Origin of the sequence: Psychrobacter sp. AOP7-C1-14, assembly GCF_052376135.1 — a bacterium.
Taxonomy (GTDB): domain Bacteria; phylum Pseudomonadota; class Gammaproteobacteria; order Pseudomonadales; family Moraxellaceae; genus Psychrobacter.
The window spans coordinates 1-18,407 of record NZ_JBQSVH010000029.1 but is presented as its reverse complement, the minus strand read 5'-3'; the positions used below and the strand labels follow the sequence as shown (position 1 = coordinate 18,407).

18 protein-coding genes and 1 tRNA gene are annotated in these 18,407 nt (G+C 43.3%); 6 read left to right on the top strand and 13 right to left on the bottom strand.

The window, feature by feature from the left end:
* Window positions 1-74: 74 nt before the first annotated feature.
* The 7 genes from ACT3QN_RS13165 to speB all read right to left on the bottom strand — a co-directional run bounded on the left by ACT3QN_RS13165 (window position 75) and on the right by speB (window position 9,157).
* On the bottom strand, window positions 75-1,481 hold the full coding sequence (locus ACT3QN_RS13165; protein WP_444523793.1) for a YjiH family protein: 1,407 nt from the start codon (window positions 1,479-1,481) through the stop codon (window positions 75-77).
* Window positions 1,465-3,291: a D-lactate dehydrogenase gene (gene dld, locus ACT3QN_RS13160; protein ID WP_444529286.1), complete on the bottom strand. Its 1,827-nt coding sequence runs from the start codon at window positions 3,289-3,291 to the stop codon at window positions 1,465-1,467. The genes ACT3QN_RS13165 and dld overlap by 17 nt, the downstream gene beginning before the upstream one ends.
* Window positions 3,292-3,352: 61 nt before the next feature.
* Entirely contained in the window at window positions 3,353-5,074 is a 1,722-nt protein-coding gene (locus tag ACT3QN_RS13155; RefSeq protein ID WP_444523791.1) for a 5-guanidino-2-oxopentanoate decarboxylase, read from the bottom strand.
* 92 nt (window positions 5,075-5,166) lie between these two features.
* Entirely contained in the window at window positions 5,167-5,910 is a 744-nt protein-coding gene (locus ACT3QN_RS13150) for an MBL fold metallo-hydrolase (RefSeq protein ID WP_444523790.1), read from the bottom strand.
* A complete protein-coding gene (locus ACT3QN_RS13145; protein WP_444523789.1) occupies window positions 5,907-6,707 on the bottom strand; it encodes a carbon-nitrogen hydrolase family protein in 801 nt (266 codons plus the stop codon). The genes ACT3QN_RS13150 and ACT3QN_RS13145 overlap by 4 nt, the downstream gene beginning before the upstream one ends.
* Entirely contained in the window at window positions 6,704-8,050 is a 1,347-nt protein-coding gene (locus tag ACT3QN_RS13140; RefSeq protein ID WP_444523788.1) for a purine-cytosine permease family protein, read from the bottom strand. Before ACT3QN_RS13140 ends, ACT3QN_RS13145 begins: the two co-directional genes overlap by 4 nt.
* A gap of 138 nt (window positions 8,051-8,188) precedes the next feature.
* Window positions 8,189-9,157: an agmatinase gene (gene speB, locus ACT3QN_RS13135; RefSeq protein ID WP_444521438.1), complete on the bottom strand. Its 969-nt coding sequence runs from the start codon at window positions 9,155-9,157 to the stop codon at window positions 8,189-8,191.
* Between the two features lie 183 nt (window positions 9,158-9,340).
* On the opposite strand from speB, the gene ACT3QN_RS13130 reads away from it, so the two are divergent.
* Complete coding sequence (locus tag ACT3QN_RS13130) at window positions 9,341-10,243, top strand: LysR family transcriptional regulator (protein ID WP_444529285.1); 903 nt, start codon at window positions 9,341-9,343, stop codon at window positions 10,241-10,243.
* Window positions 10,244-10,278: 35 nt separating this feature from the next.
* Here ACT3QN_RS13130 and ACT3QN_RS13125 read toward each other — a convergent pair whose 3' ends face one another.
* From ACT3QN_RS13125 to ACT3QN_RS13110, 4 genes are all read right to left on the bottom strand, one after another.
* On the bottom strand, window positions 10,279-12,072 hold the full coding sequence (locus tag ACT3QN_RS13125; protein ID WP_444523787.1) for a potassium/proton antiporter: 1,794 nt from the start codon (window positions 12,070-12,072) through the stop codon (window positions 10,279-10,281).
* A 279-nt stretch (window positions 12,073-12,351) separates the two neighbouring features.
* Window positions 12,352-12,687, bottom strand: a complete 336-nt coding sequence (locus tag ACT3QN_RS13120) for a GlpM family protein (protein ID WP_444521441.1) — start codon at window positions 12,685-12,687, stop codon at window positions 12,352-12,354.
* Between the two features lie 191 nt (window positions 12,688-12,878).
* On the bottom strand, window positions 12,879-13,076 hold the full coding sequence (locus tag ACT3QN_RS13115; RefSeq protein ID WP_444529284.1) for a hypothetical protein: 198 nt from the start codon (window positions 13,074-13,076) through the stop codon (window positions 12,879-12,881).
* 3 nt (window positions 13,077-13,079) lie between these two features.
* Complete coding sequence (locus ACT3QN_RS13110) at window positions 13,080-14,549, bottom strand: alpha-keto acid decarboxylase family protein (RefSeq protein ID WP_444529283.1); 1,470 nt, start codon at window positions 14,547-14,549, stop codon at window positions 13,080-13,082.
* A gap of 259 nt (window positions 14,550-14,808) precedes the next feature.
* On the opposite strand from ACT3QN_RS13110, the gene ACT3QN_RS13105 reads away from it, so the two are divergent.
* Window positions 14,809-14,883: transfer RNA gene (locus tag ACT3QN_RS13105), tRNA-Gly, on the top strand.
* A 405-nt stretch (window positions 14,884-15,288) separates the two neighbouring features.
* Here ACT3QN_RS13105 and ACT3QN_RS13100 read toward each other — a convergent pair.
* Window positions 15,289-15,516, bottom strand: coding sequence for a helix-turn-helix domain-containing protein (locus ACT3QN_RS13100; RefSeq protein ID WP_201600699.1), 228 nt, complete (start codon window positions 15,514-15,516; stop codon window positions 15,289-15,291).
* Window positions 15,517-15,712: 196 nt separating this feature from the next.
* Between ACT3QN_RS13100 and ACT3QN_RS13095 the strand changes: the two genes are divergently transcribed.
* The 4 genes from ACT3QN_RS13095 (at window position 15,713) to ACT3QN_RS13080 (ending at window position 17,787) form a co-directional block, all read left to right on the top strand.
* Window positions 15,713-15,928 (top strand): hypothetical protein, encoded by a 216-nt coding sequence (locus tag ACT3QN_RS13095; protein ID WP_011513303.1) that lies wholly within the window; start codon window positions 15,713-15,715, stop codon window positions 15,926-15,928.
* Between the two features lie 16 nt (window positions 15,929-15,944).
* Complete coding sequence (locus ACT3QN_RS13090) at window positions 15,945-17,168, top strand: tyrosine-type recombinase/integrase (protein ID WP_444523786.1); 1,224 nt, start codon at window positions 15,945-15,947, stop codon at window positions 17,166-17,168.
* On the top strand, window positions 17,165-17,386 hold the full coding sequence (locus tag ACT3QN_RS13085; RefSeq protein WP_444523785.1) for a hypothetical protein: 222 nt from the start codon (window positions 17,165-17,167) through the stop codon (window positions 17,384-17,386). Before ACT3QN_RS13090 ends, ACT3QN_RS13085 begins: the two co-directional genes overlap by 4 nt.
* Window positions 17,387-17,466: 80 nt before the next feature.
* The gene (locus tag ACT3QN_RS13080) at window positions 17,467-17,787 is read left to right on the top strand and encodes a hypothetical protein (RefSeq protein WP_444523784.1); all 321 of its coding nucleotides are present in this window, start codon (window positions 17,467-17,469) and stop codon (window positions 17,785-17,787) included.
* 148 nt (window positions 17,788-17,935) lie between these two features.
* On the opposite strand, the gene ACT3QN_RS13075 is transcribed toward ACT3QN_RS13080, so the two are convergent.
* Window positions 17,936-18,407, bottom strand: a 472-nt coding sequence (locus ACT3QN_RS13075; RefSeq protein ID WP_444523783.1) for a GmrSD restriction endonuclease domain-containing protein, incomplete at its 5' end; no start/stop codon positions are given.

Genomic DNA, 18,407 nt, shown 5'->3' with positions numbered 1-18,407 from the left:
TTACTGTTAGGCTAGATGTTTTTTAGCCCTGTATCTGCGGCTAATACAATCTTGTGGTTAGTACAGTATTATGGTTAATACAATAGGTGCGCCACTGATGTAATAACCACCAAACTAATAAGCGTACGAAACATAAAGATTATGAACAGCTCTAGTACATTTAACTTAATGTTTGATTTCAAGATCAGCGCACCAACTTCAGACATGTAGATAATCTGTGTGATGGAGCAAGCACCAACGATAAACCGTGTCATCTCACTCTCGATACTTTTACCGACCAAAGCGGGTAAATACATATCTGCAAAGCCCATAATCATTGCTGGTGCTGCTTTTGCAGCCTCTGGAATCTGTAGCCATTCAAGCAGTGGTACGAGCGGTGTCGCTAACCAGTTAAAGACAGGCGTGTACTCTGCCAAACCAAGACCAATGGTTCCGATAGCAAAAATAACAGGGATCAACCCAAAATAGATATCAAACAAATTACCAACGCTGCGCTTAAACACATAACCTAGGCTGGGCATAGAGTGTGCGCGAGTGACGGCACGATTGAGCGCCCATTGATAAGTGGTGTACTGTGCAGGAATACCCTCGTCCAGCATGCTCTTGCCAGCGTGATATGTATCAGGTTTAAGTGATAATGGCGGTATACGCGGCATGATGATCGCAGCGATAAATCCTGTTAGGGCAATAGTCAAATAGAAGTAAACGAAGTTATTGTCTACACCGATGGTTTTGGCCACTACGTAGGTAAAGGCGATAGAGGTCACTGAAAAGGTGGTAGCGATGACAGACGCTTCACGCTGGCTGTAGAAACTCTTGTCATACTGTTGCATGGTGACTAGAAGGCCGATAGACGCAGCGCCAAACCAAGAAGACATGGCATCGACAGCAGAACGACCTGGCAATTTAAACAGCTTGATGAATATCTTACTGGCTAAAGTACCCAAAAACTCCATCAAACCAAAATCAGTCAAAAATGGTAGTGACAAAATGGCAAAGAAAAATAATGGAATCAGAATGGGAATCAAATCTTCAAAAATGACGCCACCCGTATTACGATTGATAATAAACTCAGGGCCAACCTGTAGATAAATCATCCAAACAAATAGCATGCCCAAAAATCGCGTGGTCAACCAAAACCAATCGACATCAAAGAGATTTTTTGCTAATGAATTTTCTTTTAGGTTGGGCTTTAATACCTTAACCGCCAGAGCACCGATAAAGGAGACAGACACGATTGCCATGGTGATATAAGCCACAAAACTACCTAGCCCTGCCTGCAGCGTATCGGTCAATACACCCAATAAAATGGTGACTTTACCATCCCACTGGAACGGTATGATAAATAACCCAATACCCAACGCTGAAAATAATAAAAATTTCCACATGGCAGCGCGCCATTGTCCTGCCTGCGGCGTTTCAGGGTCGACAGTATTATTACCTAAAATCGGCTGCTGCGATTTATCAATAGCATTCGTCATTTAACTTCTCCTTAATGGGCGATGATTGCCAGTTTTTCCATTTCTCTGTCTGACCAATACCTGGATTTAGCGAATTGGTTGGATCCAGTTTTTTATAAAAATAATGTAGTTCGGTTTTAGCAGGGTACACATGCCCCACATTGTGCTCCGCCGGATACTCGATATGACGTTGGTCATAAAATGCCAGCAACTCATCCTTGAACTGCTTGGCATTGATATTAGGTTTCAATAAATAGTCTTGGTGCATAACATGACAGAAAAAATGCCCCAAATAAAAAGTTTTGCTGACTTGTTTTTGTAAGGAATCAGGTAAAGCCTCATCCCAATCTACAGCGTTTCTAGGTAAAGCAATATCAGTCGATAACAGCTCGCCAAATTTATCTTGGCTTAATTTATCTTGGCTTAATTTATCTTGGCTTAATTTATCTCGGCTTAAATCGTAATAGCGAAACATGGCAGCGGTCGCGGCACTGCGAAATACCAATAGTGACTGCGATTCAGATGCTGTACATACATGCAGCGTACTTTGATACTGCTGTAGATGGTTTTGCAAAAACGCCTGCGCAGCGGTGATATTGTTGCCGCCATCAATGCCATCTGCGACTTTTATAATCAAATGATATTTATATGCGAGCGCTTGTGTACTCAAAGACTCAGGCAACGATGGCGGCATAAATCTCGATGATAGTTGCAATATCCGATCTGGTAGCGTCTTTGGCAGATGCCATTTATTCAAATAATAGCCAATCTTTGCCTGCAATCGATATAACGCACCTATTTTATTGGCAGGCAGCTTTCGCATACTTAGACAAGTGTCTCGACCATAGTGCATCGTGATATCGTTGTAATCCCCATGCATATACTCAGCCAAAACAGGCAGCGTGAGCTCACTCTTTAACCATTGTGTTCTGAGTGTGGTTAAAGTATCCGCATCATTGGTCGAGATATAAAACGTTTGCTCTCGCTGCGGTTTGGCAAAGGTCGCTACCCTCACCGCAAATACAATAACCTTACCCGCGGAACCAGACGCTTCATACAAACCATTAGGGTCATTGTTAAATCGAGCAGGTGTCGTTGCCTCACAATCACGAACTTTGTGTTGATAATGCTGGTTTGTACAAGCTTGAATGCTACTTGTGCTGTTTGAGGCTTGGCTAAATGTGCCAGCTTGCAAGTTCTCTAGCATTTCTTCTGGATGCGACCCCAAATCTAGCCCCAAATGATTGATTAACTCAAACGCTCCTGATGCATTGCGTCTAGCAAATAATGCCATCTCAGTATATGCAGGCCCACGCTGTACTAGCATCCCGCCTGAGCTATTACAAATACCGCCAATCACCGACGCGCCAACACAACTAGAGCCTAATACTGAGTGCGGCTCACGCCCTAATGGCGCAAGGATAGACTCTAATTGCTGCAAAGTAGCGGCTGGCAAAGCAACCAGCTCTGCTGCATCATGGAGTAAATGCACGCCGCCCAATGACTGCATAGATATCACTACTAGCGGTCGATCATAGTCTCCGTTCGGAGTTGAGCCACCTGTTAGGCCGGTATTGGCCGCTTGAGCAATAATAATCACATCGGCAGCTGCACAGATATTAATGACGCGCCATAGTGCCACTAGAGAGTTCGGTATCACAACTGCTACGGTAGCGTCTGTGATGGCTTCAATCGCACCTTGTACATAGGATTGCTGCTGGCTTGACTTTGTTAATAGGTTGTTCGTGCCAACAACAGCCGCAAGGTCGGTCAACAAACACGATATTTGCTCGTCTCTGTCTTCTGACCATTTTTTAGCGTTTGGCGGCATGAACCTACTTCCTTGCGTAATCAGCGTTTATCATTTTATGAAGTTATGAATATCAGCACTCTTAACTAAAATAAGTGACTGTCTCAGCCATCTCCTTTAAAAAATCATCTGCTTCATCAATCTCATAAATGATTGGCTGTTTACCCTTAGTGTCTGTTTTTAATGCGGTTAATAGTTGCTGCTTATCGGTGATTCTGCGATAGCCAGCCCCAAACCCTGCCGCTAGTGGCTCAAAGTTTGGCGTTTTAATATTGACACCAATCAGTGGTAAACCGCCCTCTTCCATATAACGACGAATCTCGCCGTAGCCTTGGTTGTTCCATAATAAGACAATCAATGGTAGCTCAAGCTCGGCTGCACAGATGAGCTCGGCAATCGTAAATTGAATACCGCCATCGCCCATCAAGCTGACGACAGGTAAGTTTGAACCAACCATGGCTCCGATAGCAGCAGGCAAGCCATAACCCAAGGTGCCAAAACCTGTCGATGAGTTAAACCATTTACGCGTCGCTAAGGCTTCAAGGCCAAGGTTACCGCTATAGACAGGCTGCGTTGAATCACCAACGAAAATGACGTCTTTCACCTCGTCTCTGATCAGCTTTAATAATGCATTTTGACCAGCAAAATCTGTCGTTACATCCTGCAAGATGGCTTGTTTTGCCTCATTGACACGTGACAGTGCTTGATGATCTAAGGTCTGATGTTCTAAGCGGCTACATAGACCACTAATCGCCCTCTGTGCATCGGACAGTACCGCAATATCTGCTCTAAATGGACGCTGCAGTTGCTGGGCATCACAATCGATACGTACCAGCGTGCCATTTATCTTGAACTCACCATTAAAGAACACATCATAGTCAGTCTCACCAAGCTCAGTACCAATCGCTAGCACCCAATCTGCTTCGGTAATTACGGCTCGACCTGCGTCTAATGACTGGTTGCTACCCAAACTTAATGGATGACTAGGTGGCAGCAAACCTTTGGCATTAATCGTCAAAAACGTTGGCGCATCTATCAGCTCTGCCAATCGCTGTGCATCGTGATCGACATCGACACAGCCGCCTCCATAAAGTATTACAGGGTTTTTCGCAGTTTTTAGTGACTGTACAATCAAATCTAATTGCGCAGGATTCGGTAGTGGTCTGGCAACCTGTGGCAAGCTCAAGCTATTTGTATCGACTTGGTCAGTTGCGGCAGCATTTAAAGTAGGCGGCTTAGCGACGTGACTGGCATCAGCGGTGATGATATCGATAGGCAACTGAATATGGACTGGTCCCGGACGTGCACCATTAAATAGAGCAAAGGCTTCGGCAATCACTGTCGGTAGCGATTCAGGTTGCCAAATGGTTTTGCTAGTAAGTGCAACCTTACTGACCATGCCCTGCTGATCGTGCAACTCATGTAGATGTCCTTCACCGCTACCCGTGTCTTTAACTTTATTGACACTAGAGATGACCAACATCGGTATCGAATCAGCCAGTGCTTGAGCCATCGCCGTCATAATATTGGTCATGCCGGGACCCGTGATAATAAAACAAACCCCGACCTTGCCAGAAGCGCGGTAGTAGCCATCCGCCATAAACCCAGCGCCCTGCTCGTGACGCGGCGTCACATGACGAATATTGGTACTAGGCAAGCCGCGATACAGCTCTACCGTGTGTACGCCAGGGATGCCAAAGACAGTCTCTACCCCATAGTACTCTAGCCACTGTACCAGTAGCTCACCGCAGGTTAGAGAAGTGGTTTCTGATAATGTAGAAGACGTTTGCGTCAATTGGGTCATGAGTTGGTCATCCTGAAAAATATAATTAGTATTAAGTTAAGATTTTTATATTGGCTAATGGTTTATTTTTAATCGTTATTAAGTGCTATTCATTACAAGTCATGATGCCGTAACCAATCATCAATCATGATGTTTAAGTGTTTACCTGAAAAGCTAGGGAAATGACCACCATGAACGACTCGCACTGGTAGTGCATTTAAGCGGCGCATGCTCTTGGCGTAGTCAGACATATTGCTGTGCCACGTATCTTCAATTAATGGGCCATCATAGATAAGGTCACCAGAAATCAGCGTTTCGCTAGCAGCTTCCCACAAGGCAATACCACCTGGAGAATGACCCGGCGTATGAATCACTTCAAACTGACGATTGCCCAAATCAATCACGTCACCATCTTCAAGCTGCATAATTTTCGCTGGTGCAGCGATTTTATAGCCGCAGTGAGCATAAGGCTCAGGAGGCAGCGCATCAAACATCTCATCGTTGACAAACATATCTGCTAAAGTACGAGCGTTGTCTGGTTCGGCTAAGATGTGTGCTTCAGCAGAATGTACATGACAGCAATCAAACTCGTTTGCTGCACCAATGTGGTCAAAATGAGTGTGACTGGCAACACCAACGATATCGCGATCAGCGAGCAAAGCGACATGGCGGCGCAATGGTACAGCACCTAACCCAAAATCTACTAATAAATCGCGTTGACTCCCCCGTACGTGCCACAAGTTACAACGGAAAAATGGCTTAATCCACGGCTCGTCAATGAGCGTAACACCATCACTGAGCGTGGTGGTTCGATACCAGTTTTCTGGTTTGATACGTGGTAATGATTGTTCACTCATGAGTCCTCTCCATTAACGATATGAGCATCATTAAAAATACGCAGATCTTGAAAATAGTTTTGGTGCGTGCGGCTCTCGTCAATACAGGCAAGATCGATATCTACTATCATCGTGCCAGCGGTCAAACCAAGTCTACCGACCACTTCACCATCAGGACCAGCGACGATGCTATTGCCGCAGTAATGGAGCGTGTCTTCTACGCCTGAGCGATTGATGCAAGCGACAAAGCATTGGTTATCCATTGCCCGAGCGCGAATTTGTAATACTTGCCGTTCTGTGTTTGGTAGCATATTTGCGGTAGGTGACAGTATGACCTCTGCCCCAGCTTGTGCCAGTTCTCTTGCCACTTCTGGGAACTCATTATCGTAGCAAATCATTAATCCTAATTTGCCAAAACGAGTATCAACCACACAAGATTGCTGACCAGCTATGAAAAACTCGTTTTCGCGATCCCACAAATGCCGTTTATGGTAAGTCGCTAGGTGTTGTCCATTATCATCTAGCAGTATGGCAGCATTAGCCAGCTTGCCACTAGACTGCCGTTCAGCCAAACCGAATAGCAAATGCAAGTTGTATTTATCAGCAAGCCTAACTGCTTCAGTCACGATTGGACCATCGATAGACTCAGCCAAATCATCAAGGCGTTCAAAAATATTGTAGCCTGTGAAAGCTAGCTCAGGGAGCGCCAGTAGATCCACTTTCGCTTCTGCTGCTGTGCGACACAATAACTCTAAAGCTTCTAAATTATTAGCCGCTTCCGCTAGCACAGGATTGGTTTGAGCAATCATCAATCTCATAATGACGTTTCCTTTTCAGCTGGCGTAGCAGCGCTATTAGGACGAGTAAACAAAGTCGCACCTAACCAGTAAAGCCCACCAGTGATGATAAAGACAGGTAATGAGGCGCCAAAAGATGGAGGTGCTATCAGGGTCCAGTATGCGGCGAGTGCTGCACCAATTAGATATGCTGCGATAGCAATCTTTGCAGTAGGACGGCCTAATTGCTTGGTCGAATCAAGCAGATTTGCCGTATAGCCTTCTTGCCCAACAAGATAAAAATCAACAATCATGACTGAAAATGCTGGGATAAACAGTGCACCTACGATCAATAAGAAGTTTTGGAACTGATCTAAAATACCTGGAACCAGTGCACCAAAAATAGTGACTAAACCAATGATAAGTGCAGGTTTCCAAAAACTCATATTAGGCGCGATATTCATGCAGGATAGCGTTGCACTATACACTGCCATAACGTTAGTAGTCATAACCGAAAAGAAGATAACTAGAGCAGCTGGCAACCCAAAACCGAAGTCAGCTAGCAAACGCGTCGGATCGTAAGTCTGTTCTATACCGTTTAGGATAGAAAGTCCTGATATCGTAGCGCCCAAGCCCATAGCAACGATAGCCGCCATGATATAACCGAAATAAGTACCCCATACGGCAATTTTTGAAGTTTTACAATTTCGATTATAATCAGCTGCTGAAGACATCCAAGAAAACGCAGTGGCAATGACAATATCAAACGCAATACCTAAAGTTATGCCGTTGCGCGATTCAACTGGCATATCAAACAGTGTCGATACATCATAATGTTGGTTTAGCTGATAAAGCACTATAACGGTAAGTGCTGCCATCGCTAATGCCGCCCAGCGTTCGACGAGTTCAATACCAAGGTGACCACGTAATACAATCAGCACTACCACTGTCTCACACAAAATCACAAACAATGGCAGATTACTATAACCTGTAGTAGCTTCAATCGCGTAGTTCAGACTCATGCCAGCGAGCAGCGCCTGAATACAGCTCCACGCAATCAGTACACCCATGTTTACCAGTGAAATCAACTGGCTACCAAGTGGTCCATAAGCTCTACGTGTCAGAGCCATCGATGGCAGGCCGGTACGTTGGCCCATCAGACCAACCAAAAGCAGTGGAATGGCACCAATTAAAGAGCCAATGAGTACGGTCGTTATAGCAGTGGTAAATCGTAGATCTGGTACTAATAACATCCCAGTTAAGATGGTAGTGACTACGATATTGGCACCAAACCACAGCGCAAACGTACCAATTGAACCTAAGCTGTGTCCAGCTTCATTTGGAGAGAGCGTATCTTGACCAAAAAATGAAGAAGGTTTACTCATTAGCGTCTTCCTTAACCAAGTTATATGAATACCAGCCAATGCGCTGGTGACGATACAGCTATTTTATGCTCCAGACCTAACCGATAAGAGACTGTCAATAACCCATTCCTTTATGGTTATTATGATGAGACATAATGATTAGTAAACTGCTTTCACCTTGTCGTCATAACGCACACCCGGCAAGATACATAGCATTTCAAACAGTAAGTTCGCAGCCAATACAGAGGTGTTACCAAACGGATCATAAGGTGGCGATACTTCGACCAAATCACCGCCAACCACATCCAGACCGCGCATACCACGCACAATTTCAATACCTTGCGTTGAGGTCAGACCACCGATTTCAGCAGTACCCGTACCTGGGGCAAACGCAGGATCGATACCGTCGATGTCAAAGCTCAAGTAGACAGGGCCATCGCCTAGCTTTTCGCGTACTTCTGCCATCAATGGCGCTAGTGACTTGTACCAGCACTCTTCAGCAGGTACCACGCGAAAGCCCTGCTCTGTTGACCAGTCAAACTCTTCAGCGCTATAGCCTGTTCCACGCAATCCAATCTGTACCACACGATTACCATCGATTAGATTCTCTTCAACCGCACGGCGAAATGGTGTGCCATGGGCGATTTTTTCGCCAAACATATCATCATTGATATCAGCATGAGCATCGATATGTACCATACCGACAGGACCATGTTTCTTGGCAAGTGCTCGTAGGATAGGTAGCGCGATAGTGTGATCGCCGCCTAGCGTCAATGGAATGGCATCGTGTTTCACGATTTTATCGGTATAGAATTGTTCGATGATATCAACGCTTTTTAGCAGGTTGAATGTATTGATAGGGACATCGCCGATATCAGCGACTTGCAATGACTCAAAAGGCGCAGCACGAGTGGCCACGTTATAAGGGCGAATCATTCTTGACTCATCACGAATCTGTCTAGGGCCCAATCTTGCACCGCTACGGTTAGATGCACCAATATCTAAAGGGACACCAACAAACGCGACATCTAGCCCTTCAGCATCGGCTTGAGTTGGCAGGCGCATCATAGAAGCGAAACCGCCAAATCTTGGCATTTCATTGCCACTTAATGGTTGATTGAATGTCATAAATTCTTCCTTGCTTTATTTGATTAAAGTACACAATTTGCTACATACCATTGACAATACATAAATATAAGAGCATGAACCATGGTAAAATTTAGAAGTAAACTTCTGAATTTTCGTAGTAAGGCAGACTTATATGTTATTAGCAGAAGTTTGTTGGAAAGCGTATTTATTGGAGGACGGTTCTTGATATTAGACGAATTGATAAAAATAGACGTAAAAACCCTACGTAGTTTTATGGCTATCGTAGACTGCAAAGGGGTGACAGCAGCTCAGACACGCCTCAACGTCACACCTTCAGTGATTAGTGGTCATTTAACGCATTTGGAAGATCGTTTGGGCATGACATTATGCCATCGTGGTCGCGCAGGATTTAAGCTGACAGAGGATGGCGCAGCAGTTTATGAGGCTTGCGTCGCCTTTACTGAATCAGTCGCCAATTTTCAACATCAGCTGCATTATATTCAGCAACTAGACTCCGTTCATGGCGGACATATTAGACTGTGCTTAACCGACCAAATGCCTAAGTTTTTTTATGATGCACTAAGACAGCGTCTTGCTAGTAGCTACCGTAATAACCCATTGATACACTTCTCTATCGACGTTCAAAGCCCTGAGAGCATGCTAGAAAAACTGCTCAGTAACGAAAGTGATATTGGCGTTGGTTATTTTGGCAGTTTTCCACCGTTACTGACCTTTGAGCCAGCATTTGTAGAAAGACAAATGGTATGCTGCGGACGTGAGCATCGGCTGTTTTATAATGCAGAAGGATTGACATTAGAAGACTTAGAACAAAACTACCCATGGATTAAGCGTGGCTATATTACGGATGTTAGCATCCATCACGTACGTCCTAAAACATTAAGTGCCACCACTTATCATATGGAAGCAACCGCACAGTTGATTCTTGCCGGTCACCATGTTGGTTATTTACCTCGTGACCTAGCCATGCGCTACGAAAGAGAAGGTTTGATGAAAATATTACTGCGAGAAGAAGCCAGTTATGCCGTCGAGCACCATTGGGCATATCGGCAGAATCAGCACAAACATATTGCTGATTTTTTGAATAAAATTATGAACTTACTATAAAATAAATTCACATATATTCTAACAAGTAATAGCCACTAGGATGTGCCTGTTGCGGGTTCTTCGTACTTTAGACCGATGGTTCTCAGCTTTCCTTTATCATCAACTTCCTTGATAACTAATGACCATTCATCACTTATTACAACGGTATCGCCTGATACTGGCGCGGTACCTAGATGTGACTTCACATACTCTGCTACCGTTTGCTCCCACATATTTTTTGCACTGTCTTCATCGGATGTTTTTAATGTTTTTACCAGCGTTTCAGACGCCATGATGCCTGTAAAAAATGGCAAGTCACCAAGCTTCACACTGGGTGATAACAGCCAGTCACCATAGAAATCATCGATAGCTTTGCGATCTAATGTTGTGTCATTAAAAATCTTGGCAATTTTGCTAGCGTGATTGCCTCTCATGGCATACCAGACACTATCGCCGAACTTTAACTTTGTACTGTCATCGACCACTACGATTTGTTGGTTTCGCACTAGCGCAAAGACACTGATTTCGTCAGGGTTGATACCTTTCGAGATACCCATCGGATGACGCCCAATGGCAAATGCGCCTGACTTTGCCTCAAACTCGTACAGCGTGATACTGGCCTTATCTGATACCCAAACCTCATGTTCTTCTTTAGGGTCTTTATTCGTTGGAATACGTACTTTAAACAAGTTTGCCATTGTAGGAATAGTCGTACCTTGCAAAATTAGTGAGAGAACCACGACACCAAAGGCAATATCAAACAGCATAAATGCGTTATCTATCCCAGCCATGACGGGTAAAATCGCCAAGGTAATAGGCACTGCTCCGCGCAAACCGACCCAAGAGATAAACCCAATTTCTCTGTCTTTAAATTTGAATGGTTTGACGCTGGTATAGACGGCAATAGGACGCGCCACAAAGATCATAAAGAGCGCTATCGCCACTGAATAATGCCAGACATTGAGTACATTTGACGGGGTGACCAATAGCCCTAGCACCACAAACAGTACCGCTTGAGACAACCAAGCAAAGCTGTCCATCACTCGCATGACATGCTCCGTTGAGCGGACCTTATGGTTACCGATTAACACACCTGTAAGGTATACCGCCAAGAATCCACTGCCGCCAATGAGATTGGTCGCAGCGAATACAGCCAAGCCAGCGGAGAGGATCAAAATGGCGTACATCCCTTCTGCCAAATGCACTTTTGGTAATAATCGAGATAAAAAATAACCGAACAATAGGCCCATGCCTAGCCCAAAACTCAGCTGCTGCAGCAATAAAACCAAAAAACCAAACACCGTCTGACCCGCAGGGTCCACATTCAAAGCGATAAGACCAGTGACTAATAAAATAGCTAAGGGATCGTTGGCACCAGATTCTAATTCGAGCGTGGCTTGTACACGGTCGTTAAGCTTGACGCCGCCATTACGCAATAGAGAGAATACCGCTGCCGCATCGGTTGAACCGACAATTGCTGCCATCAGTAAACCAAAGCGCCAATCGACATCGAGCAGCCAAGTGACAAACACCCCTAGCACCATGACTGTGACCAGCACACCCCACGTGGCTAGGGTAATCGCAGGTTTTAGACCCACTCGGAAAGACTTGAAGGATGTACGTAAACCACCATCTAACAAGATACAGGCTAAAGCTGCCTGCCCAACGAAATTGGCTAGCGCATATTGAGAGAACTCAATACCCAAGATCCCCTGCTCGCCTGCCAACATACCCACTATCAAAAACAGCAACAACAATGGTACGCCTAAACGAGCCGATAACGTACTCGCCATGATACTGGCGAATATTAATACTGCGCCTACCAGATACAGGATATTCAAGGTATCCATTTTTTTTGAGCCCTATTTTTTATTATTCAGAATCGTATTTGATTGCGATATTGTTTTCATTATCTTGCTGTTAGTAGATATTACACCAGTGAGCCTAACATAAGCGGCCGTTATTCAAAATATGAATGGCAATTATTTGTGATGATATTAGTATCATCGTCAGGACTAGCGGCCAATACTAAATCGATAAAAAACACTTCAAGTAAAAACGCTCAAATACCAAAGCAAAACTCATCAAATGCTGTGGCTGTGCTGAAAGAGTTTACACCTTAATAATACTTAGCCCTGAATGTACTGCCATGTCAGTACCAAAATAGCGGCCGCAATCGTCCAAGCGACCACGCCTAATAGCAGTGCCTTGTATAAACTCATATAGCTGATGCTAAAAAACACCACAAAGGTATAAATCAAATGCGGTATGACACCAAGCATACTAAATATCAGCGCGATCTTTAAATCAGCAGGACTGCGCTCAGTGCCAACGATAAAGTGACTGATTAACGTAAAAGTGGGAAATAATGGCGCAAGTGCGGCCAAATAGAAAAATCTGGTTTGGGCAAATAGTTGAATTGCCAGTACCATCAATGCGCCGATAAGCATTTTTAACCAAATCACGACGGGTCTATCTCCTGTTGAGTATAAAGGCTGAACGTAGCCCAATCCGCCATGATACTAAAGTCTGCAAACTGACATAAGAGCAAACACTGATTAATTAAACCGTATAATAAAAAAACACAAAAAACCCCATCTAGCTATGGTGCTAAATGGGGCTGTTTACTTCTATCAAGCGGACTTTTACAAATTACCTAGTCTTTTTTTGGTTTTAGCGCCGCGCTAATATCTGCTAGCAATGGCGGTATATCATGCTTGTCTGCAATTACCTCAATCATCACAAGCTTATCAGTCGTCTCGGCAGCTTTGTCAAAAGCAGACTTTAGCTCGCCTGCTGTCTCTGCTCTGAGTAATACGCTATTTTCTTCTGTCGCGCCAAATGCTTGTGGCATAATCTACCAGTCGCATTTAGGAATGTCATTATAATACTGGTTCTCACCATGAATTGCGCGCTCTACCGTATAGCCATCGTTATTGACTAAGACGATTACAGGGTTGATGCGCTCTTGAATGATTACTGCCAATTCTTGCACAGTCAGCAATGCTGAACCATCACCAATCAATAACACACTGCGTTTATCTGGTGACGCAATCGCCGCGCCCAAGCTGGCAGGCAACGTGTAACCAATCGACCCCCACATGGGCTGCCCATATGATGTCACCCCTTCTGGCAGGCGCACATCACTGATACCAAAATAGGCCGTTCCTTGTTCAGAAAATACCAAGTTATTGTGATCTAAGCGGTCAGCGATAATATGCCATAGGTCATCTTGGCGAATAGACTCACTGTCTTTACCTTTTTGTTCGTACGGCTTAACTTCTTCACAGAAAGGTTTCGGTACGATGTTAATGCCAGAGGTCATCACTTCATGCAGAGCTTGCAATGCATCTTTTAGCGCAATCGGTGCAAAATTCTTACCACTAATGGAAGCACGTTCATAATGTAAGTCTACGACCACATCTTCATTGATATCTTGGCTAAATCCTGCGGTGGTGGTGTCGGTATATTGCACCCCTACTTTGATGAGGCATTCGCAGTTTTCTACCGCATCTTTCACAATTGGACGCGAAGCAACACCCGCATAAGTGCCTGCCCAACGATTGCTATTTTCATCGAGTAGCGTCTTACCCCAAGATAGCGTGGTATAAGGGATATCTGTATCAGCGATCAATGCTTTGAGCTGTGATTGTAACCCCAAACGATGCACCATCAAATCTGCCATTAGTGTGGTGGTCTTATTTGGCAAAAACTCTGTTAGTGCTTGTTTAAAGTCTGACAATGCGGCTTGGCTGGTAATATCTTCTTGGCTATCGATCAGCTTAGTCGTTGGTGGATAGATGGGCTGACGCGCGACGTCTGGTGATAGTAATAGATAGCCCGGGCGATGCTTTTTGAGAATCAAGCGAATTACTCTATCAATTTCTGAGGCAGCATTTTCAGGGGTAATCTGCGCTCGTGCCACGGTCACTGGCTCAACCATCTTGATGAAATGATTGAATACGCCGTCACCAAGCGAATGATGAATACGACGCTTTGAGTCTTGTAAGGCTGTGCTGGGCGCACCTACGATATGCAATACAGGCGCATACTCAGCAAAAGAACCTGCGGTTGCGTTAATCGCTGACAGCTCGCCTACACCAAAAGTCGTCACCATAGTGGCAAACCCACGCTCACGTGCATAGCCATCAGCAGCATAGCCTGCGTTTAGCTCATTGGTATTACCCACCCAACGCAGCTTGTCAGAGGCGAGAATATTATCCAAAAAAGTTAAATTGAAATCACCAGGTACGCCAAATATCTCAGATGCACCCGCTTCTGCGACACGATCAAACAAATAATCAGCGATGGTATATTGTTGACTCATTTTTTATCCTTGTAACTTATCTTTGTAAGTATTGATAACTGTGAATGTAATTGAGATTAAATTATAAAGTGCGTCCCAGCTTATTTATGCACTCAAAGCTTTTGGAATACATATTATAATAAACCGTTATAACATACATCTATAACCAGAAGACATGCCTATTTTAATAACTTCAACTTTTTTCGTCATAAGTGTTGACACCCTAAAAAAACTGCGTATAATACGCCTTCATCAACTGACGATAGTTAATTGATAATTAGCGGGAATAGCTCAGTGGTAGAGCATAACCTTGCCAAGGTTGGGGTCGAGAGTTCGAATCTCTTTTCCCGCTCCAAATACTTAAAAAGCCTCACTTAACAGTGAGGCTTTTTTTTGTCTGATTTTCAGGGGCTACAGCGTTTTTATATCTTATTGACCAATCAAACTATTAAGTTAATCTAACGAGATAAAAGACTCAAAATCAGCACCGTGACCATTTCGTGCCCACGCTATAAATACTAATTTTGTAATTGACCCCAACTGACTATTCCTACCTTTATAAGAAGCGATTCTAAGAAAATATTTCTTAGAATCGCTTTTCCTTTTCCCTGCTTTTTTACAATTAGCTTATAGCGTGACCAAAACAGAGAAAAGTAAATATAAAAAAATAACCCTAACCTTAATTTTATACTTTGAAGCGCCTTTTAGACAAGGCCATACAGCTGTTTCTCTACTCATATATTTCCAGTTTTATAAGTCATCAAGACTGGTCACCCACATCTTTAGTATTTGGCTTATAGATAAACAAGTCACCCACCTGCACGTCTAAAAACTCACATAACTGGTCGATAGTATTGAAATCAATTCTTGATGACTCTTCATTATATAGTTTATGAAGGGTTGATTTACTCATGCCTGTTGCTCTTACAACATCTGCTACACGCAATTTTTTCTCTGCCAAAATAACGGGGAGTTTAGACACAATCATAAATTTTACCTCTTTTCGGGTAAAAATGCTTTACATTGCAGTAAAAAGGTAATATATTACACAAATCGGTTATTAATTACCTTTAAGCGGGTAAATAATAGCTGATACTTCAAAGATGCATTTTTACAGGCTGATAAAATAATTTCTATTCTATCATTTAATGCAATGACTTAATAACTGAAAAGAGGTAAAGACAATGAGTAATACTTACTTAACAACTGATGAGTTAGCTGAGCGCATCAAGTACGACGCACGTACTATCCGCAATCAAATGAAAGACACCGTTTTGATTGAAAACATTCACTACATACGCCCTTTTGGTGGCCGTAAGATTCTGTATGTATGGGAGCGTATCGAAGAGGATATGTGCAAGCCGGTTATGAGCGCTATCAACGGTATGGCACTTCAATAATAGAGGGAGATGTATCATGGCTACTATACAAAAACGGTTTGGCAAACTAATTGCCGATTTCTACTACCTAGGTATACGTTGTCGAGAAAAGACTAGCTTAGAAGATAATCCAGCTAACAGAAAAAAATTAGCGACTGTTTTGAAAAAGATAGATGCAGAAATAACCCTAGGCATCTTTGACTATGGCGCTTACTTTCCAAAGAGTACACGTTTAAAAGAAATGACGGCACTGGCTGATAGAGCCGAAGCTTGTATCAGTCGCAATCCGACCTTTGAGCAGTTTGCAGAGATTTTTTACGAAGAGAAGAAAATTGAATGGCGGCCGAGCTATCGGCAAAAGATACAGATTATTCTGAATAAGTATTTGTTACCTGAATTTGGTGGCAAAGCGATACATGCCATAAAAAAATCAGACTTGCTAACCTTCCGTAGCTCTCTCGCCAAAGTTCGTTACGGTAAAAATGGTCAGTCAAGTCTGTCAGTAGCACGGATCAATCAGATCATGATACTTCTTCGTATGATACTAGAAGAAGCATCAGATCGCCATGAGTTTGAGACGCCTTATAAAAATATTAAGAATCTCAAACAAGCTCGTCCAGATGTAAACCCTTTTACCCTGGCTGAGGTATGGCTGTTTTTAAAGCATGTTCGAGCTGACTATAAGCCCTACTACACTATTCGCTTCTTTACAGGAATGCGTACCAGTGAAATAGATGGGCTGAAGTGGGATTGCATTAATTTTGATCGCCGTGAGATTAGTATAAGAGAGGCATTAGTTGATGGTGAGATGGGTCCGACTAAAACATTAGGCTCACAACGCGATATTGCGATATCACAGTTGGTCTACGATGCCCTACTAGAGCAGAAGGCACGCACCTACGGTAAATCAGAGTTCGTATTTTGCAACTCACAGGGCAACCCGATGGAGTATCGTAATGTGAATAGACGGGTATGGAAACCCACCCTTGCCCTACTCGGTTTGAAACACAGGCGTGCTTATCAGACTCGGCATACAGCAGCCACGCTTTGGCTCACTGCTGGTGAGAACCCTGAGTGGATTGCTAGGCAGATGGGTCACAGTAGTACAGAGATGCTGTTTCGAGTGTATAGCCGCTATGTGCCTGATATCACCCGTCAAGATGGCTCAGCGATGGATAACTTGCTACTGGCGAGCAAGAAGAAGCTAACCAGTGCATCGAATAGCTCTAATGCACAAACTGAAAAGGAGACGTCGCAATGAAAATCATCAATTATGAAGAACTGTTTGGTGAGTTTAAACCTGATAGTGCAATCAGTGCAGATGCAAATCTTATCGCCAATGCATTGATGCGTGAGTTGTACATTTCATCGGGTTATAACCTAGCACACTTCTTGGGAGTAAAGCGGTGCTTTAATAATGATATGGCGATGCGTGTATGGGTGCAGAAGCGCTTAGACTCGAGTCTTGGTTGTAATTGAGGATATGCGTTGTCAGCTTCAGGGCGAGCTTTATGAGCTACTACCGTACTCTGATTATGGCAACTACTGAGGAGAGTATTATGAGTGTAAAACTTCAGCCTAATATGACGCAGAGCCCATATGATATCAAAATGTGTGAGGATTACTGGGCATATGATAATCAGAGCGGCTTTATTAAACATGTGAAAATGCTTTGTGAGAAGTATGAGGTAAGTCCTCAAGTATTCTTTGAGAAAGTCGCTCAGTGTTATGCTTACTTGGACGATGTTGTATGTGAGTACTGCGGTTATGCTTGTCCGATTGAAGTGCCAGCAGATATCCCTTATATGCGAGCAAAAGACAGTTGGTTATGTTCGATATGTGAGCATGCTTTATGGCGGACGAATAAAGAAAATAAATAAATTTTTACCTTCAAAAAAGCCAGACAGCTTAAGCTGTCTGGCTTTTTTGAAGGTTATATCTCTTAAACACTATAAAAACTTAGTGTATCACCATAGACATACCTACGGGTCTTGTTAGCTTTCCATTAGATAATGTCACTTTCAGAACTCATAGTGCTGATTCAATATCTTCCTTCAAAACCTCAAATACTTTATTTTTATGTGCTTTTATGGATTCATCGTTCCATAATTTATCTCCTAGTGTTGCAATCATCAGCTCTAATTTCAAGCTTAATGGAGCCATCTTGTTACGCTGACTCTCTAATATCTCAGCCTTTTGCTTAGGAGTGTCATTACTTAAAGACGAGTTCTCACTAATACTCATTAAACATAAATTTCCGAACCCATGTAAATCAGTTTCAGATAATATCTCATTAACTCTAGAGGTTTGAGGTGAAAAGTGCTCAACAGAACTTTTGAAACTAAACCTAAATTTAGATTTTGTTTCTTGAAGTAACTCAGTATCTTTCCACAATAGATAATCTAGGTAATTAAACGCAAATACTCTAACCTGGCCATACCTTAAGCATTCACTAAGAACTTCATTAGACACTGTAAATTTTGCGCTCTTGTCTATGATA

Bases quoted from the DNA above. Each gene is read 5' to 3' on its own strand.
- ACT3QN_RS13165 (WP_444523793.1), bottom strand. From the start codon at position 1,481: ATGACGAATGCTATTGATAAATCGCAGCAGCCGATTTTAGGTAATAAT.
- dld (WP_444529286.1), bottom strand. From the start codon at position 3,291: ATGCCGCCAAACGCTAAAAAATGGTCAGAAGACAGAGACGAGCAAATA.
- ACT3QN_RS13155 (WP_444523791.1), bottom strand. From the start codon at position 5,074: ATGACCCAATTGACGCAAACGTCTTCTACATTATCAGAAACCACTTCT.
- ACT3QN_RS13150 (WP_444523790.1), bottom strand. From the start codon at position 5,910: ATGAGTGAACAATCATTACCACGTATCAAACCAGAAAACTGGTATCGA.
- ACT3QN_RS13145 (WP_444523789.1), bottom strand. From the start codon at position 6,707: ATGAGATTGATGATTGCTCAAACCAATCCTGTGCTAGCGGAAGCGGCT.
- ACT3QN_RS13140 (WP_444523788.1), bottom strand. From the start codon at position 8,050: ATGAGTAAACCTTCTTCATTTTTTGGTCAAGATACGCTCTCTCCAAAT.
- speB (WP_444521438.1), bottom strand. From the start codon at position 9,157: ATGACATTCAATCAACCATTAAGTGGCAATGAAATGCCAAGATTTGGC.
- ACT3QN_RS13125 (WP_444523787.1), bottom strand. From the start codon at position 12,072: ATGGATACCTTGAATATCCTGTATCTGGTAGGCGCAGTATTAATATTC.
- ACT3QN_RS13115 (WP_444529284.1), bottom strand. From the start codon at position 13,076: ATGCCACAAGCATTTGGCGCGACAGAAGAAAATAGCGTATTACTCAGA.
- ACT3QN_RS13110 (WP_444529283.1), bottom strand. From the start codon at position 14,549: ATGAGTCAACAATATACCATCGCTGATTATTTGTTTGATCGTGTCGCA.
- ACT3QN_RS13100 (WP_201600699.1), bottom strand. From the start codon at position 15,516: ATGATTGTGTCTAAACTCCCCGTTATTTTGGCAGAGAAAAAATTGCGT.
- ACT3QN_RS13095 (WP_011513303.1), top strand. From the start codon at position 15,713: ATGAGTAATACTTACTTAACAACTGATGAGTTAGCTGAGCGCATCAAG.
- ACT3QN_RS13090 (WP_444523786.1), top strand. From the start codon at position 15,945: ATGGCTACTATACAAAAACGGTTTGGCAAACTAATTGCCGATTTCTAC.
- ACT3QN_RS13085 (WP_444523785.1), top strand. From the start codon at position 17,165: ATGAAAATCATCAATTATGAAGAACTGTTTGGTGAGTTTAAACCTGAT.
- ACT3QN_RS13080 (WP_444523784.1), top strand. From the start codon at position 17,467: ATGAGTGTAAAACTTCAGCCTAATATGACGCAGAGCCCATATGATATC.